Annotated in this window: 14 protein-coding genes and 1 rRNA gene; 8 read left to right on the plus strand and 7 right to left on the minus strand. The window is 47.0% G+C overall.

What is annotated here, in order from left to right:
- From EGV91_RS01900 to dnaA, 7 genes are all read right to left on the minus strand, one after another.
- Positions 1-478, minus strand: a 16S ribosomal RNA gene (locus EGV91_RS01900); the annotation flags it as partial.
- A gap of 362 nt (positions 479-840) precedes the next feature.
- A complete protein-coding gene (gyrA, locus tag EGV91_RS01905) occupies positions 841-3423 on the minus strand; it encodes a DNA gyrase subunit A (RefSeq protein ID WP_135500493.1) in 2583 nt (860 codons plus the stop codon).
- Positions 3424-3456: 33 nt separating this feature from the next.
- The gene (gene gyrB, locus EGV91_RS01910) at positions 3457-5385 is read right to left on the minus strand and encodes a DNA topoisomerase (ATP-hydrolyzing) subunit B (RefSeq protein WP_135500494.1); all 1929 of its coding nucleotides are present in this window, start codon (positions 5383-5385) and stop codon (positions 3457-3459) included.
- 266 nt (positions 5386-5651) lie between these two features.
- Positions 5652-6764 carry a DNA replication/repair protein RecF gene (gene recF, locus EGV91_RS01915; RefSeq protein WP_135500495.1) on the minus strand — a complete coding sequence of 371 codons (1113 nt, stop codon included), beginning with the start codon at positions 6762-6764 and terminating at the stop codon, positions 5652-5654.
- Positions 6754-6993 (minus strand): S4 domain-containing protein YaaA, encoded by a 240-nt coding sequence (gene yaaA, locus EGV91_RS01920; RefSeq protein ID WP_135500496.1) that lies wholly within the window; start codon positions 6991-6993, stop codon positions 6754-6756. The genes recF and yaaA overlap by 11 nt, the downstream gene beginning before the upstream one ends.
- A gap of 107 nt (positions 6994-7100) precedes the next feature.
- Positions 7101-8237 (minus strand): DNA polymerase III subunit beta, encoded by a 1137-nt coding sequence (dnaN, locus tag EGV91_RS01925; protein WP_135500497.1) that lies wholly within the window; start codon positions 8235-8237, stop codon positions 7101-7103.
- Positions 8238-8393: 156 nt separating this feature from the next.
- Entirely contained in the window at positions 8394-9755 is a 1362-nt protein-coding gene (gene dnaA, locus EGV91_RS01930) for a chromosomal replication initiator protein DnaA (RefSeq protein ID WP_135500498.1), read from the minus strand.
- Between the two features lie 913 nt (positions 9756-10668).
- Between dnaA and rpmH the strand changes: the two genes are divergently transcribed.
- From rpmH to noc, 8 genes are all read left to right on the plus strand, one after another.
- Positions 10669-10806: a 50S ribosomal protein L34 gene (rpmH, locus tag EGV91_RS01935; protein WP_033544046.1), complete on the plus strand. Its 138-nt coding sequence runs from the start codon at positions 10669-10671 to the stop codon at positions 10804-10806.
- 82 nt (positions 10807-10888) lie between these two features.
- Positions 10889-11230: a ribonuclease P protein component gene (gene rnpA, locus EGV91_RS01940; protein ID WP_135500499.1), complete on the plus strand. Its 342-nt coding sequence runs from the start codon at positions 10889-10891 to the stop codon at positions 11228-11230.
- A 61-nt stretch (positions 11231-11291) separates the two neighbouring features.
- Positions 11292-12143 carry a membrane protein insertase YidC gene (yidC, locus tag EGV91_RS01945; protein ID WP_135500500.1) on the plus strand — a complete coding sequence of 284 codons (852 nt, stop codon included), beginning with the start codon at positions 11292-11294 and terminating at the stop codon, positions 12141-12143.
- A complete protein-coding gene (jag, locus tag EGV91_RS01950) occupies positions 12140-12883 on the plus strand; it encodes an RNA-binding cell elongation regulator Jag/EloR (protein WP_135500501.1) in 744 nt (247 codons plus the stop codon). Before yidC ends, jag begins: the two co-directional genes overlap by 4 nt.
- A 299-nt stretch (positions 12884-13182) precedes the next feature.
- Positions 13183-14568, plus strand: coding sequence for a tRNA uridine-5-carboxymethylaminomethyl(34) synthesis GTPase MnmE (gene mnmE / locus EGV91_RS01955; RefSeq protein WP_135500502.1), 1386 nt, complete (start codon positions 13183-13185; stop codon positions 14566-14568).
- A gap of 22 nt (positions 14569-14590) precedes the next feature.
- Positions 14591-16480: a tRNA uridine-5-carboxymethylaminomethyl(34) synthesis enzyme MnmG gene (mnmG, locus tag EGV91_RS01960; protein ID WP_135500503.1), complete on the plus strand. Its 1890-nt coding sequence runs from the start codon at positions 14591-14593 to the stop codon at positions 16478-16480.
- Positions 16481-16561: 81 nt separating this feature from the next.
- A complete protein-coding gene (gene rsmG / locus EGV91_RS01965) occupies positions 16562-17275 on the plus strand; it encodes a 16S rRNA (guanine(527)-N(7))-methyltransferase RsmG (protein WP_135500504.1) in 714 nt (237 codons plus the stop codon).
- Positions 17276-17388: 113 nt separating this feature from the next.
- Complete coding sequence (gene noc, locus EGV91_RS01970; protein WP_135500505.1) at positions 17389-18282, plus strand: nucleoid occlusion protein; 894 nt, start codon at positions 17389-17391, stop codon at positions 18280-18282.
- Positions 18283-18421 lie beyond the last annotated feature (139 nt).

Below are 18421 nucleotides of genomic sequence, written 5' to 3' on the forward strand. Positions count from 1 at the left end.
CCAGTAGTTACTTGGTACTTTGTTCTTCCCCTTACAACAGAGTTTTACGATCCGAAAACCTTCGTCACTCACGCGGCATTGCTCCGTCAGACTTTCGTCCATTGCGAGATTCCCTACTGCTGCCTCCCGTAGGAGTCTGGGCCGTGTCTCAGTCCCAGTGTGGCCGATCACCTCTCAGGTCGGCTACGCATCGTCGCCTTGGTGGGCCGTTACCCCACCAACTAGCTAATGCGCCGCGGGCCCATCCTGCAGTGACAGCCGAAACCGTCTTTCCGTTCCGCCCCAGGAGGGGCAAAAAACTATTCGGTATTAGCACCGGTTTCCCGGAGTTATCCCGATCTGCAGGGCAGGTTGCCCACGTGTTACTCACCCGTCCGCCGCTAAACGAAGGGAGCAAGCTCCCAACGTTCCGCTCGACTTGCATGTATTAGGCATGCCGCCAGCGTTCGTCCTGAGCCAGGATCAAACTCTCCATTATAGAGTAGTGTTGATTGCTCAATACTGCTGGCGTATCGCCGTCCGAAGACGCACGATTCGCTTTGATCTGCACGAGGCTGATCAGTAAGTTTTGCGCGGGCCGTTTTGCGCGGCCGTTGCGTGTTGTTGACGTTTTGCTGTTCAGTTTTCAAGGTTCATGTTTTTGTGCCGCGCTCATTGGCGACTTGATAAATATACCACGCTCATTCAATCGCGTCAACACTTTCTGAGAAAAAATCTTCATTCAGTAAATTCTTTTTCGCTAAGGAAACTTTTCAGAATTTCGCGTCAGCTTGAACTCCAAAAAACGCGCCAGAATTTCAGCAAAATAAAAACCCGCTGATCGCTCAGCGGGCTTGAAGATTACTCGTCGTCTTCTGTTGTTTCTTCTTCTACATCATCGACTGTTTCATTAGCCACTGCTTCATCTTCAGCGTAGACGTCTGCTCCAGCACTTTCTTCAATAAGTGCTTCATCCATCTCCGCTTCCATTTCTTCAGCGTCTTCCGGAATTTCAATATCTTTCTTCACGCGGGCCACGGTTGCAACCGTCTCATCTTCTGACAGACGGATCAAGCGGACGCCTTGCGTGCTTCTTCCAGTCGTAGAAATATCATTGACGTCCATGCGGATCAGAATGCCTTTAATCGTGATCAGCATGATGTCTTCAGTTCCATTGACTGTACGCACCGCGACAAGCGGTCCGTTCTTGTCAGTGATCTGGCACGTCCGGATCCCCATACCGCCCCTTGACTGTACGCGGTACTCGGATTCTTTCGTCTGCTTGCCATAACCCTTTTCGGTGATAACAAGAATATTGTCTCCCGGCTCAAGGATTTCCATGCCGACGACACTGTCGCCTTCACGCAGACGGATGCCCCGCACGCCGCTTGCTGTCCGGCCCATGCTGCGGATGTCCGTTTCCGGGAAACGGATCAATGCGCCATCACGCGTTCCGATCACCATCTCCTGGTTGCCGTCCGTCAGTTTCACGGAAATCAATTCATCTTCTTCACGCAGGCTGATCGCTATCAAGCCGTTCTGGCGGATGTTGGCATAATTCGAAACCGGTGTCCGCTTGCTGACGCCATCGCGTGTTGTAAAGAAGAAGAAATCATCGTCCTTGAATTCTTCGACACGGATTACCGCTGTCACTTTCTCGTCTTTGCTGATTTCCAGCAAATTGACTAAAGGCAAGCCTTTCGCAGTCCGGCCATATTCAGGAATCTGGTAGCCTTTCTTGCGGTACACTTTCCCTTTGCTCGTAAAGAACAGGATTGTGTCATGCGTTGACGTATATAGAAGGTGTTCAACGAAATCATCGTCGTTCGTACCCATTCCTTGTACGCCGCGCCCTCCGCGTTTCTGGCTGCGGTACGTATTCGCTGGCAAGCGTTTAACGTAGCCATTATGCGTCAATGTAATAACAGACGCCTCTCTCGGAATCAGGTCTTCATCTTCGAACATTTCAGCGCCGCCCGTAGTAATTTCTGTTCTGCGGTCATCGCTGAAACGTTCTTTCACTTCAGTCAATTCTTCACGGATGATTTCAAGGATGCGGTATTCATTCGCCAAAATCTCACGAAGTTCATCAATCAGCTTAATAAGCGCTTGATATTCTTCTTCAATTTTGTCGCGCTCCAGTCCGGTCAAACGCTGCAAGCGCATATCCAAAATCGCTTGGGACTGCCGTTCCGACAAATTGAAATCGTTCATTAAGCCGTTGCGGGCTTCTTCAGCTGTCTGGGAACCACGGATCAATGCGATGATCGCATCAATATGGTCGAGCGCAATGCGCAGTCCTTCAAGAATGTGTGCCCGGTCTTCCGCTTTCGTCAAATCGAATTGCGTACGGCGGCGAATCACCACTTTTTGGTGTTCTAAGTAATGGTAGAGAACTTCTTTCAATCCAAGAACTTTCGGATGGCCGTCGACCAATGCAAGCATATTGATGCCGAAGCTTGTCTGCATCGCCGTTTGTTTATAGAGGTTATTCAATAATACGCTGGCGCTTGCATCACGGCGGACTTCGATGACAATCCGCATGCCGTTGCGATCGGATTCATCGCGAAGGTCGGTGATGCCGTCAATTTTCTTGTCGCGCACAAGCTCCGCAATTTTTTCAATCAAACGCGCTTTATTGACCTGATAAGGAAGTTCGTGCACCAGAATGACTTCTTTGCCATTCGGTTTTGTTTCAATTTCAACAACAGAACGGATCAGAACAGACCCTTTACCAGTTTCATAAGCGCGGCGGATGCCGCTCCGCCCAAGGATAATCCCGCCTGTCGGGAAATCAGGGCCTGGCAGGAATTCCATCAATTCTTCTGTGCTGATCGCCGCATTTTCCGCCAATGCTAAAACTGCGTCAATCGTTTCGCCCAAATGATGGGGGGGAATGTTCGTTGCCATCCCTACTGCAATCCCTGACGTACCGTTAACCAGCAAGTTCGGGAATCGGCTAGGCAAGACAATCGGCTCTTTTTCCTGGCCGTCGTAGTTTTCTTTGTAATCAATCGTGTTTTTGTTCAGATCGCGCAGCATTTCCATGGCGATTTTCGACATTCTGGATTCGGTGTAACGCATTGCAGCTGCTGCATCGCCATCAACCGAACCGAAGTTGCCGTGCCCGTCAACGAGCATATAACGGTAGCTGAAATCCTGTGCCATGCGGACCATTGTTTCGTAAACCGCGCTGTCACCGTGCGGATGGTATTTACCAATTACATCCCCGACGATACGCGCCGATTTTTTATAAGCTTTATCTGAAGTGATTCCTAAATCATGCATCGCATAAAGGATGCGGCGATGAACAGGCTTCAGCCCATCGCGTACATCCGGCAAGGCACGGGAAACGATAACGCTCATTGCATAATCCAAAAAGGATGTACGCATCTCCGTGCTTATATTTATTTCTTCAACACCACTGCTTGGCCGTTCAGCCATAACCGCAGCCTCCTCTCAACTACTCGATCCAAATTAAATATCCAAGTTTTTAACGTAACGTGCATTTTCCTCAATGAAGTTCCGGCGCGGTTCCACGTCGTCACCCATCAGGATGTGGAAAGTTTCATCCGCGGTCATGGCGTCGTTCAGCGTAACTTGCAGCAATGTCCGTACATCCGGGTCCATTGTGGTATCCCATAATTGTGTAGCGTTCATCTCGCCGAGCCCTTTATAGCGCTGAATATTCGGTTTAGGCGTACTCGGCAGTTTGCCAAGCGCTTCTTTCAGCTGTGCATCGGTGTATACATAATCCACATGCTTGCCTTGCTTGATCTGGAACAATGGCGGCTGGGCAATGTAGATATAGCCTGCTTCAATCAATGGGCGCATGTAACGGAAAAAGAATGTCAGCAGCAATGTGCGGATATGGGCGCCGTCGACATCAGCATCAGTCATGATGACGACTTTGTGATAGCGCGCTTTTTCCAAGTTGAACTCTTCTCCGATTCCTGTGCCAAGTGCCGTAATGATGTTGCGGATCTCCGCATTCGACAAGATTTTGTCGAGACGCGCTTTTTCAACGTTTAGGATTTTACCGCGCAGCGGCAGAATCGCCTGGAAATGGCGGTCACGGCCCGATTTGGCCGAACCTCCGGCCGAATCACCCTCAACAATGTAAATTTCACTGACTTTCGGATCGCGTGAAGAACAATCCGCCAATTTGCCGGGCAGGCTCGATACTTCGAGAACCGACTTGCGGCGTGTGAATTCACGGGCTTTTTTGGCAGCCATTCGGGCATGGGAAGCCATGATCCCTTTTTCAACAATTTTGCGTGAAATGGATGGATTTTCCAAAAGGAAACGTTCAAAACCTGCCGAGAATAAATTATTGACGATTGGGCTTACTTCGGTGTTGCCGAGTTTCGTCTTAGTTTGGCCTTCAAACTGCGGATCCGGGTGCTTGACGGAAATAATCGCAGTCAACCCTTCCCTAACGTCATCGCCTGTCAGATTCGGATCTTGTTCTTTCAACATGCCATTTTTGCGTGCGTAATCATTGATGACGCGCGTCAAGGCCGTTTTAAAGCCGGATTCATGCGTTCCGCCTTCATGTGTATTGATATTATTGGCAAATGAGAAAATATTGGCTGCATAGCCCGCATTGTATTGCATTGCGACCTCGACAGTAATGCCATCTTTTTCAGACTCGACAAAAATCGCTTCCTCGTAAAGAGGGTCTTTGGATTTATTGAGATGTTCGACGTACGATTTGATGCCGCCTTCGAAGTGGTAGATTTTCTCTTTTTCTTCGCCTTCACGTTCATCACTGGCCACAATTCTCAACCCGCGGTTCAAGTACGCAAGTTCGCGCAGACGATGGTCCAGGATATCAAATTCATAAACCGTCGTTTCCTTGAAGATATCGGAATCCGCTTTAAAACGGATCGTCGTGCCTGTATTTTCAGCGTCGCCGATGACGTGCAATTCTTCAGTCACCGCTCCGCGTTCAAATTTAATGTAATGGCGTTTGCCGTCCCGGTTCACATAAACTTCTGTAACTTCAGACAAAGCATTGACCACTGATGCGCCAACGCCGTGCAAACCGCCGGAAACTTTATAGCCTCCGCCGCCGAATTTACCGCCGGCGTGGAGTACAGTCATAATGACTTCTACAGCTGGGCGCCCCATTTTTTCCTGCATGCCGACTGGAATTCCGCGTCCGTTATCAACGACGCGAATCCAATTGTCGGATTCGATCGTGACTTGGATTTCATCGCAATAGCCTGCAAGCGCCTCATCGATGCTGTTATCAACAATTTCCCAAACCAAGTGGTGAAGCCCTTTCGCACTTGTAGAACCAATATACATTCCGGGTCTTTTGCGGACAGCTTCCAACCCTTCAAGAACTTGGATTTGACTAGCTTCATAAGATGGTTGAAGATTTTTTTCTTCCATTGCCATTCCCGTTCACCTGCTCTTCCTTACTGCATTCTTTTTTGCACTTTTTTTGCTAATGGCCCAATGTCCATGAGTTGTTTAATAATGGCCTGCGCCTTTAAGGGCGATCCATAAATGAAATCATCCGTGATCACGAATGATTTCACTTTATCTATCGGTACGAGCAGCCGCGTAAAAGCGGACGGCGCATAATTTGGGGTTGAAATGACGGCGATAATCCTGCTGGCCTGAATGGTCTGCTCGGTGCTTATTGAGATATAAACGGGAAATCACTCCTTGACTTCGCCTTTCACAACTTCAAAAAGGCGCGCATTTTGAATGGTTTCGTGCTGTATCCCTTCCACGCTGGTCGTAGTGACGAACGTCTGGACCGAGCCATGGATCGTATTCAATAAATGCGATTGCCTGTAATCATCCAATTCCGATAGCACATCATCCAGCAACAGCACAGGTGCTTCTCCGACTTCCTGTTTGATCAATTCGATCTCAGCCAGTTTCAGCGATAAAGCCGTTGTTCGCTGCTGGCCTTGAGAACCGTAAGTCTGAATATCGTAGCCATTGACGAAAAATTGGAGATCATCGCGGTGTGGGCCAATAAGCGTCACTCCCCGCTCAATTTCCCGTTTCCTTGACTCTATAAGTTTTTGCTCTAAAAAAGACGCCATTTCTTCGGGCGTCCACTCAGGCTTTAGTCCACTGATCGGCTGATAGCGGATTTGAAGTTGTTCCAGCCCCCGGGAAATTCCGGAATGGATCGGTTCAGCCCATTTTTGCAACAGCTCCATGAACTGGTAGCGTTTGCGGATGATTTTCACCGCTGCTTCGATAAACTGTTCTGTATAAACGTCGAACATGACATCATTGATTGTCTGTTTTCCATAATGCTGCTTAAGTATATGATTGCGCTGTTTTAAAAGTTTTTGGTACATCAATAAATCATGCAAATAAACCGGGGAGATCTGGCCGATTTCCATATCGATAAAGCGTCTGCGCACTTGCGGGCTGCCTTTTACGAGATGAAGATCTTCAGGCGCAAACATGACCACATTCAATTGCCCGATATAATCGCTAAGCCGCCGTTGTTCAAGATGGTTGACTTTCGCTTTTTTGCCTTTTTTCGACAAGATGATTTCAAGAGGCAATTTACCGTATTTACGGTGCACATCACCCTTTATTTTACCATATTCAGCTTCCCAGCGTATCAATTCTTTATCATTAGCCGTCCGATGTGATTTTGCCATTGACAATACATACAGCGATTCCATGATATTGGTCTTCCCTTGTGCATTCTCTCCTATAAAAACATTGATGCCCGGCGAAAATGTCAGTTCAAGCTTTTCGTAGTTCCGATAATTCGAAAGCTCGAGATGCTCAATCCACATCGAAGCTCAAGCCTTCAGCTACCACAATACGAAACTCCCCGACTTCTGGGATCGATACGGTATCTTCCGGACGGAGTTTTTTGCCTCTGCGATTTTCAGCTTCGCCATTGACGAAAACTTCATGTTCGCTTAGGAACCATTTCGCCATTCCTCCTGAACTGATTGTGTCAGTCATCTTAAGCAATTGGCCAAGTGTAATAAATTCTGTCTCAATACCGATTTCTTTCAAAATGCACTCATCCTTCGCTTCGTAGTCTATCCCTCTATTTTACCCTATTTAGGGTAAAAAGTAAAAAGGATAGCCGTATAGGCTATCCTCGAGGGTCTTTTTGTTTTTTAATACGTTCGGACAGGAAGAATCAACTGTAAAATCGAATCGTCCAAAGCCGACTTCAAAATGAATGGGCGCATAGGTCCTGTGAATTGGATCAGCACGTCTTGCCCGTCAATCGCTTTCAAAGCGTCCATCATAAATTTCGCGCTGAACGAAATTTTCAAATCTTCGCCTTCAATGCTTTGTGCTTGAAGCTGCTCTTCAACTTTCCCGACTTCCGGTGAATTAGAAGAAACTTCGATTTCATTGCCTGAATTTGTCGAGAAACGCACCACATTATTGCGTTCTTCACGTGCCAATAATGACGCACGGTCAATAGCCTGCAGCAAAGAACGTCCATTGACTGTCACTTCCGTTTTGTATTCAGCAGGAATCAAGCGGGATGTATCCGGATAATTGCCTTCCAGCAAACGGGAGAAAAATAGGATGTGCTTTGTTTTGAACAAAACCTGCTGGTTGGTCATAACGATTTCAACCGGATCGGAATTGTCATCCAAAATTTTGTTCAGTTCGTTCAAGCTCTTGCCTGGAATAACTACGCTGTATTCATCTTCTGGCAAAGTTTCCAACTTCGTCTTACGGCGCGCCAAACGGTGGCTGTCAGTTGCGACACAAACCAATTCCCCGTCTTTCACTTCCCAATGGACGCCAGTCAAGACAGGTCGAGTTTCAGAACTCGATACTGCAAAGATCGTTTCGCGGTTGATTGTTTTCAAAAGATCTGCCGGGATTGAGAATAAACGGTCATCCTGGATTTCAGGAAGCTGTGGATAATCCATTGCATCCAGTCCGATTAAATGGAATTCCGATTTCCCTGAACGAATATGCGTCTGGAAGTTCCCCGTAATTTCGATTTCAACATCGTTTGTCGGCAATTTGCGGATAATTTCCCCGAATACTTTTGCTTGAAGAACAATGCTTCCTCCTTGGGATACGCGGATGATCTGTTCTCCATCTTCTTCAGCCGGGATGAATGTCTGGATTGTGATATCGGAATCACTTCCTGTCAATCTCATTCCTTCAGAAGACACGTCCATTTTAATACCAGTCAAAATTGGAATTGTTGTTTTTGAACTGACTGCTTTCATTACATCGTTTAAACCTTCGACTAACCGTTCACGCATTATCTCGAATTTCATTCTCGAACCTCGCTTATATATATATTTTATTTAATGCTTTTAAAGTAATAATAGTAGTAGGGCCTGTGAATATGTGGATAAGCCCAAAATTCCGAATCACAGCAGGTTATCCACATGTAGATAGGCTGTGTACAAACCCGTTGGGCATTTTGTGGGTTATCCACAAGCGATTTCACCTTTGCCGAGCGTACTCCGGATATCTTTGACTTCTTGCTGGAGCTGCTGGTTGTCTTTCAGCATCCTCGAAATCTTCTCGTGGGCATGGATGACCGTCGTATGGTCCCGCCCTCCGAATTCCTCCCCAATTTTAGGCAGCGAAAAATCCGTCATTTCCCGAGATAAATACATCGCAACTTGGCGCGGATAGGCAATGTCCTTTGTCCGGCGCTTGGTCTTGAAATCTTCTAATTTCACATTATATTGATCGCCTACAGCATGCTGAATGTCTAAAATCGTGATCACTTTAGGTTTTGAGTTCGGCATGATGTCTTTTAAGGCTTCAGCGGCCAGTTCAGCGCTCATATCACGGTTGATCAGCGAAGAATACGCCACTACCCGGATCAGAGCTCCTTCAAGTTCACGAATATTCGAATCGATTGAATTGGCGATATACGTCATGACGTCATTCGGAATATCCAGGCCGTCCGCTTTCGCTTTTTTGCGCAGAATCGCAATGCGCGTTTCAAGGTCCGGCGGTGTGATATCGGTGATAAGGCCCCATTCAAAGCGGGATCTCAAGCGATCTTCCAGCGTCGGAATCTCTTTTGGCGGCCGGTCGCTGGAGATGATGATCTGTTTGGATTCTTCGTGCAGCGTATTGAATGTATGGAAGAATTCTTCTTGCGTCTGCTCTTTTCCAGCCAAAAACTGAATATCATCAATCAATAAAATGTCGACGCTGCGGTATTTATTGCGGAAATCGACGGTTTGGTTGTCACGGATCGAGTTGATGAACTCATTGGTGAATTTTTCCGAAGACAAATAAACCACCTTGGCGTTCGGGTTGTGTTCAAGGACATAATGTCCGATTGCGTGCATTAAATGTGTCTTGCCAAGTCCAACTCCACCGTAGATAAACAACGGATTATACGCTTTAGCTGGCGCTTCGGCGACCGCTAGCGAGGCAGCATGGGCAAAACGGTTGCCGGACCCGATTACAAACGTATCGAATGTATATTTCGGGTTCAACATCCCAGGAAGAAATTCCTGCAGCTCATTCTGGCCAGGCTTTACACGTGGGGCTGGTAGTTGAAAATCATCCATATCCTGATTTTTGGGCACAACAAACTTTATCAGCAGATCATCGCCCGTCAAATCTGAAAGGATTCCAGTAATTAAATGCACGTAATGGTTTTCCAACCAATCACGTGCAAACGAATTTGGCGCTGATATTGTGACTGTATCGCTCTGATAAGACAAAAGTTTTGTTGACTTTAACCACGTTTCAAAACTGGGTTTGGAGATTTTTGTTTCAACTTGGGCTAAGACACTTGACCATATTTCGTCTAAGTGTTCCAATAGCGTTTCTCCTTTATATGTAAATATTTTTTTAGTATACCATACACAAAATCACAGCCTGTGGATAACACTTGCAAACAGACAGTTTATTAACTGTCCACACCTTACCCACAGTTTGTGGATAAGTTTTTTGGACGAAAAATTATCAACAAGTGAAAACAAGTTAATGTTATCAAAATAATTGAGACATTACAAGCGATTAATTAAGTTATCCACATTACAATTATTACACACAAAAATTCTATCCACAGGGGGTTTGTATGTGAGGAAGTTGTAGATAAGGGGTGTGGATAAAATAGTTTACCAAAAAAACGGCGCACAGGGAAATATAATTTTTCTGGAGGGTGTGTGGATAACTTTATGGTGAGAGAAGAACGGAGAAAAGAGGGAGGAGAGAAACTTTTTGCCTGACTTTTCATTACGCTGGATAGAAAGATTTTTAATTGTTGATAGAGATACTCCGCAAAACCGCCTCGCTTGCCGCGGGCAAGAAATGGTACGAAGCTAGCGAGGCCCATTTCTTTGCGACGAAGCGTGTAGCGCTGCAGGAGCAGAGCTCTATCCCGCAGGCGTCTCGGCAGTTTTGCTCCGTATCTTATAAGAATTTTATTCTTGTATCCTACTTAATTTTCAAAGAGTGCATCTAGCGGAGGCGCAATAATCTTTGCTCTGCCCAAAGCGACCGAAGCGGCATTCAGTAGAATTTCTATCTTGGTTCTATTTATATAAGAATGAAGATCCGGCAGTATATTTAAACTTCCGAGGGAGGGAGTAAAACTATTTCAATTCCTTAGGCGGGAATTGGACAATGGCTTCTTTTTCAATAAGACATTGACATTTGATGCACAGCGACTATATAATAGTCAAGACTGTCTTTGAGAAATAGTTAACTTATATTCAGGAGGTGTCACCAATGACATTACGCACATACCAACCAAATAAACGTAAACACAGCAAAGTACACGGCTTCAGAGCACGTATGAGCACAAAAAACGGACGTAGAGTAATCGCAGCACGCCGTCGTAAAGGAAGAAAAGTACTATCAGCTTAAGTCCACTGACCGCATCAGTGGTCTTTTTTTTCTTTTCTGCCGATTTTTGAGCAGAAATGAACCACAATAAGCAGGTGAAAAAATGAATAAGCACCAACGGATCAAGAAGAATAAAGAATTTCAGCGGATTTTCAAAAAAGGGAAATCTTTCGCAAATCGCCAGTTTATCGTCTATGTATTGAAAAACGATCAGCCGGAGTTTCGCCTGGGATTGTCCGTCAGCAAAAAAGTGGGGAACGCAGTTACGCGGAACCGCATCAAGCGTTTTATAAGGCAGGCATTTCTTGAAAATCACACCCTTTTGATGCAGAACGCTGATTATGTCATCATCGCACGGCCGCAATCGGCCGATTTGGATTATCATGAAAGCAAAAAGAGTCTGGAGCATGTGCTGAAAATCGCGCGCGCTTTGCCAAAGAACTAGAAAACACCGCAAATTGAATGTTATTATAGAAGCAACTGAAAAGTAGTTTGGGGGAACAAGCTTGAATAAACGCATCGTACTGCTTATTTCACTGATAGCGGTTTCATTGCTGCTAGCCGGTTGTACTGAATTCGAACAGCCGATCAGTGCCGACAGCGAAGGATTTTGGAACAAGTTTATCGTTTGGCCGCTGGTTTCAGCGATAACGTATTTTAAAGAGTTGCTTGGAACGTACGGATTGGGAATTATTGCTGTAACCATCATCATCCGGGTGGCTTTATTGCCGCTGATGGTCAAACAGACGCGCAGCTCGAAGCGCATGCAGGAACTTCAGCCAGAGTTGGCGAAACTAAAAGAAAAGTACAAATCGAAAGATGCGGTAACGCAGCAGAAATACCAGCAGGAAATGATGGCGATGTTTTCAGAGCGCGGCGTCAATCCGATGGCTGGCTGTTTGCCGGTATTGGTCCAGATGCCGGTATTGATCGGTTTCTACCATGCGATCAGCCGGATGAACAATACGCCGACAATCGATTTGGGCTCGTTCTTGATTTTCCCGCTCGCTGAACCAAGTATCATTTTGGCAATCATTGCCGGATTGATGCAGTTTGTGGTTCTGTTGACGGGGCCTGCGATGGATAATCCGCAGATGAAAATCATGATGTATTTCATGCCGATCATGATTATCGGATTTGGTATCATCCTGCCATCTGCACTGACATTGTATTGGGTAATCGGGAATATTATTTCCCTTATTCAGAACTTGGTCATTTATCGTCCGTGGGAAAAGAAAAAGAAAGTTGCTTCGGCGGCTGTTGAGCTTGAAAAGCAACCTGCTGGCAAAAAGCAGACGAAACAAGTGAAACAAACGAAACAGCCTGTTAAAACGAAAGCAGGAGGGGCTAAAAAGTGAAACAGATTACGCAAACGGGTCTTACTGTTGAAAACGCGATATCTGCAGCATTGGAAAAACTCCAAGTAACTCGTGAAGAAGTCACAGTTCATGTAATTCAAACCGAAAAAAAGGGATTTTTAGGCTTCGGATCAAAGCAAGCTGAAGTTCAAGTGACTGTAAACGAACCGGTGCCTGTTGAAAATCCTCCAGCAATGGAGGAAGAAGAGGCAGCAGATGAGGTTGTTTCCAGTGAACCGGAAGAAATTTTAGAGGAATTGGTCGAAGAAGCGTCCGAAGAGTGGAACGAGCGGGCAATTGAAGAAACCAAAGCTTATATCCAATCGATTTCAAAGGGCATGAACATCGAAGACCTGAAAATCACGCATAAGCGCAAAGGCAAGCAAGTCAGTTTTTATCTGGAAAGTGAAAAAGTGGCGATGCTGATCGGAAAACGTGGCAACACGTTGAATTCCCTCCAGCAATTAGCACAGCTTGTCGCCAATAAACATTCGGACCAATTCATGATCGTTGAGCTTGATGCCGAGAATTACCGGGAGCGGCGCCAGGAAACATTGGAGCAGCTGGCTGATCGGATGGCTGACAAAGCAATCCGCACAGGCGGCCGCGTCCAGTTTGAGCCGATGCCTTCCTATGAACGGAAAGTTATCCATCAGGCGCTGTCAAGGCGGCTTGATATCGACACGTATTCAGAAGGAAAAGAACCGAATCGTTATCTGGTCATTGAACCTCTAAGATAATAAATAGCAAGGAGCCGCCGGGAAATCTCCCGGCGGCTATTTTTATGGAGCGAATTCCGGTAAAAAATAAATGGAAACGGAGCGCTCACCCTTTCGAAATAAGGGCATTTATGCTAATGTAATATGTTAGAATGTCACGGGCATTTATCGGTTGTCCACATGTGGACAACTTTCAAAGTGCAAAGGTGAATCCCGGGCTAACGAAATCTTGGGGATAATTTTTTGATTTTACATTTCAGGGCTTCGGAGTTTTGTGGAAGCTGTTCGTTTTTTTTCGATACTAAGGAGGATACAATTACATGGAATTCGATACAATAGCCGCGATCTCCACGCCGAGCGGTGAAGGAGCTATAGCAATCGTCCGTTTGAGCGGGCCGGAAGCTATCGGGATTGCAGATCGCATATTCCGGGCACCAAGCGGAAAAAGTTTGGCCTCACAAGCTACCCATACGATCCATTATGGCCATCTCAATGATCCGTGGACGGAGGAAATCGTGGAAGAAGTCATGGTATCGTTCATGAAAGGGCCAAAAACCTTTACGCGGGAAGATGTCATCGAGATTAATTGCCACGGCGGCATTGTTTCAGTCAACCGCGTGCTTTCCCTCGTTTTGCGGGCAGGGGCGCGTTTGGCGGAGCCGGGGGAATTCACAAAGCGTGCATTCCTCAACGGCCGCATTGATTTGTCGCAAGCGGAAGCGGTAATGGATTTGATTCGCGCCAAAACGGACCGGGCAATGGACGTGGCGCTCAACCAGATGGAAGGGCGCTTGTCGAAACTGATCGGCACCTTGCGCCAGGCGCTGCTGGAATCGATTGCCCAAATGGAAGTGAACATCGATTACCCGGAATACGACGATGTGGAAGAAATGACACGCCCGATTATGCTGGAAAAAGCGCAATGGGTGCGTGCCGAAATCGATAAGCTGCTCCAGACATCGTCCCAAGGTAAAATTCTGAGAGAAGGGCTTTCTACGGTCATTGTCGGCCGCCCGAATGTCGGAAAATCTTCACTTCTCAATAGTTTGGTGCAGGAAAACAAAGCAATTGTCACAGAAATAGCGGGCACAACCCGTGATATAATAGAGGAATACGTCAATGTCCGTGGAGTGCCGCTGCGTTTAGTGGATACTGCAGGGATCCGGGAAACCGAAGACATCGTCGAACGCATCGGCGTTGAACGCTCCCGAAAAGTGCTGAAAGAAGCGGATCTCATCCTTTATGTACTGAATTATTCGGAGGCGTTGACGCCGGAAGATGTTTTGTTATTTGAAGCGGTGAAAGGCATGGATTATATTGTCGTCATCAACAAGACCGATTTGCCGCAGAAAATCGATTTGGCTGAAGTGCAAAAGCTCGCTGGCGACAAACAGCTGATCACCACTTCTTTAATAGAAGAAGAAGGCATCGACCAGCTGGAAGAAGCCATTGCAAAACTGTTTTTTGAAGGATCGATCGAATCAGGGGATATGACGTATGTTTCCAATGCACGCCATATTTCGTTGCTTCACCAAGCACACACAACCATTTCAGACGCCATTGAGGCAGCCCAAATGGACGTGCCGGTGGATATGATCCAAATTGATGTTACGCGAACGTGGGAACTTCTCGGGGAAATCGTCGGCGATACCGCAGATGATGGGTTATTGAACCAATTGTTCTCGCAGTTCTGTCTAGGGAAATAAAACTCGAAGGGAATGAACGGACATGCCACAATATGAAGCAGGCACGTTCGATGTCATCGTCGTAGGCGCTGGCCACGCAGGAGCGGAAGCTGCTCTTGCATCAGCACGGATGGGCGCAAAAACGCTCGTTTTGACGATGAATCTGGATATGATCGCATTCATGCCTTGCAACCCGTCAATCGGCGGACCAGCAAAAGGCATCGTAGTACGCGAAATCGACGCACTTGGCGGAGCCATGGGGCGCGTTATCGATAAAACACACATTCAAATGAGAATGTTGAATACAGCAAAAGGACCGGCAGTGCGCGCTTTGCGTGCGCAGGCCGATAAAGTGCTTTACCAGCAGGAAATGAAGCGTTTGATGGAAGAAGAGCCGAATTTGTCGCTCCACCAGGGCATTGCGGAAGAATTGATCGTTGAAGACGGCAAAGTCCAAGGCTTGATCACACAAGTAGGCGGCATTTACCGCGCCAAATCTGTCGTTATCACGACAGGGACGTTCCTGCGCGGTGAAATCATCATCGGGGATCTGCGTTATTCAAGCGGCCCGAACAACCAGCAGCCGTCGATCAAGCTTGCGGAAAACCTGGAAGCGCTCGGTTTTGAAACCGTCCGTTTCAAAACAGGGACACCGCCGCGCGTCAACAGCAATTCGATCGATTACAGCAAGACGGAAATTCAGCCGGGTGATGATGTGCCGCGTGCTTTCAGCTACGAAACGACTGAATTCATCATGGACCAGCTGCCTTGCTGGCTGACCTATACAAATGAAAAAACCCATCAAATCATCGATGATAATCTGCATTTGTCACCGATGTATTCCGGCATGATAAAAGGCACCGGGCCGCGTTATTGCCCGTCCATCGAAGACAAAGTGGTGCGTTTCAACGATAAGCCGCGCCACCAGATTTTCCTGGAGCCGGAAGGCCGCAATACGCGCGAGGTTTACGTACAAGGGCTTTCGACAAGTTTGCCTGAACACGTCCAGCGCCAATTGCTGGAATCGATTCCAGGGCTTGAGAAAGCCGAAATGATGCGTGCTGGCTACGCGATTGAATATGATTCCATCGTACCGACGCAATTATGGCCGACGCTCGAGTCGAAACAGCTTGAAAACCTCTACACCGCAGGCCAGATCAACGGTACATCCGGCTATGAGGAAGCAGCGGGGCAAGGCTTGATGGCCGGCATCAATGCGGCAGCGAAAGTGCTGGGCAAAGAAGAAGTCATCCTGAGCCGTTCAGACGCTTATATCGGTGTGCTGATCGATGATTTGGTGACAAAAGGCACAAACGAACCGTATCGTTTATTGACATCGCGCGCGGAATACCGCTTATTGCTGCGCCATGACAATGCGGATATGCGTTTGACGGAGCTTGGTTTCAACATCGGCATGGTATCAGCGGAACGCTACGCGCGTTTTATCGCGAAAAAAGAGCGCATTGAAGAAGAAATCAAGCGCTTAAGAGCCATTATGATCAAACCGACTGAAGCGACCCAACAAGCTATACGGGATGCCGGCGGCAGTGAGCTGAAAGACGGCATTCGTGGAGCGGATTTGTTGAAGCGCCCGGAAATGACCTATGATATGATTTCACAATTGACCGCTTCCGAAGTGGAACTGGAAGATGAAGTGAAAGAACAGGTCGAAATCCACATCAAATACGAAGGCTACATCGAAAAATCGTTGCAGCAAGTCGATAAGCTGAAGAAAATGGAAAACAAAAAAATCCCAGAAAACATCGATTACCACGCGATTTCCGGGATTGCGACCGAGGCCCGCGGCAAGCTGACGGAAGTCCGGCCGCTCTCCATAGCACAGGCTTCACGCATCTCCGGCGTGAACCCTGCTGACATTTCGATTCTTTTGGTGTATATTGAACAAGGAAGAATTGCGAAAATACCCAGTTAAGTAATACCGATAAAATGTGGGCTGGTCTGCGCCAGCCCATTTTTACATAGAAAATAGAACGGAAGAGGGAGGGAAGAGCGCATGAACGAACAACAATTCAAAGACGCCCTCAGCGAAAAAGGGATTGAGCTCACGGATGGACAATTGGCTCAATTCCGGACATATTTCGAAGAATTGGTCGAGTGGAACGAAAAGATGAACTTGACCGCAATCACGGATCAGCCTTCTGTTTACTTGAAGCATTTCTACGATTCGATTACGGCCGCTTTCTACTTGGACTTCACAAAGCCGATGAAATTATGTGACGTCGGAGCGGGTGCCGGATTTCCGAGCATTCCACTGAAAATCTGTTTCCCACATATTGAAGTGACAATTGTCGATTCATTGAATAAACGGATTCAATTCCTGACGCATTTGAGCGACAAGCTGAATTTGTCCGGCGTGCGCTTTGTCCATGCCCGGGCAGAGGATTTCGGCCAGTCGGAACATCGTGAAAAATACGATTTGGTGACGGCCAGAGCGGTTGCCCGCTTGTCGGTGCTGGCAGAATTATGCGTGCCGCTTGTGAAAAACGGCGGATTATTCGCAGCGATGAAAGCTGCTTCGGCACCGGATGAACTGGCCGACGCAAAAAATGCGTTGGAAAAGCTCGGCGTTAAAAATGAGAACGTATATTCGTTTAAATTGCCGGTCGAAGAAAGCGAACGCTATATCCAAGTGTTCCGCAAATTCAAAGCAACACCGAAGAAATACCCGCGTAAACCGGGAATGCCGAACAAATCACCCATTGCTTAAGCAACAGAAGCCAAAGACCGTTATTGTTTCACGTGGAACATTGACATAAAGGTATCGAGTCACGGAATAGCGAATACTATGCAAGTGAGCTTTTTAAAAGGTGGTGCTTGAGGATGAAAAGTCCTTTCTCCCGTTTCTTCGGGGGCAGCGATAAAGCAAATGAACCAACAGAACAAGTGAATGAACAAGCGGAAGTCCAAGAGGCGGCAGAAAGTTCCGAGGAAGTTGTTAAAATTCCGCGGGATAAAATCAGCGCCAATAAATTTCAGCCGCGGACCGTCTTTGATGAATCCAAAATTGAAGAGCTGGCCCGCACAATCCATATGCACGGCGTCATACAGCCGATTGTGGTACGCCTTGCTGAAACAGGCGAAACGGGCGACCCACATTATGAAATCATTGCAGGTGAGCGGCGTTTCCGCGCCATGTCTTCGCTTGGCTGGGATGAAGTGCCGGCGATTGTCCGGAACTTGAGCGATAAGGAAACAGCTTCTATTGCATTGATAGAAAATTTGCAGCGGGAAGAGCTGACGTCGATCGAAGAGGCGAATGCTTACCAAAACCTGCTGGAACTCCATGGCATCACCCAGGAAGCGCTTGCCCAGCGCCTTGGCAAAGGGCAGTCGACTGTCGCCAATAAATTAAGGCTGCTGAAGTTGCCAGCGGAGATCCAGCAGGCATTGCTGGACCGCAAGCTAATGGAACGCCATGCGCGTGCATTGCTGAAAGTGAAAGATGTGGACATGCAGAAAAAGCTCTTTGATGAAACATTGGAAGAGAACCTGAATGTGAAGCAGCTTGAGCTGAAAGTGGAAAAGCTTTTGTCGACCGAGCCGAAAAAGGCAAAGCCTAGGCGCAAAGCGTTCAGCCGTGATGTGCGTATTGCTGTCAACACCATCAAGCAATCGTTGACGATGGTGTCAAAAAGCGGCATCGATGTATCCACGGAAGAAGAAGAGCACGATGAATATTACCAGATAACGGTGAAAATCCCGAAGAAAAAATGACGAAAAGCTCTTTCCCTAGGCGGAAAGAGCTTTTTTAATGTGAATGTAACCATAATTTGTACATGGATTTGCTACAATAGATAAAGATATATCATTATTTTATGTGTTATAGATGGTATTAACGCTGTGTGCGCAGTAA

This window comes from Planococcus koreensis (assembly GCF_004761975.1).
Taxonomy (GTDB): domain Bacteria; phylum Bacillota; class Bacilli; order Bacillales_A; family Planococcaceae; genus Planococcus; species Planococcus koreensis.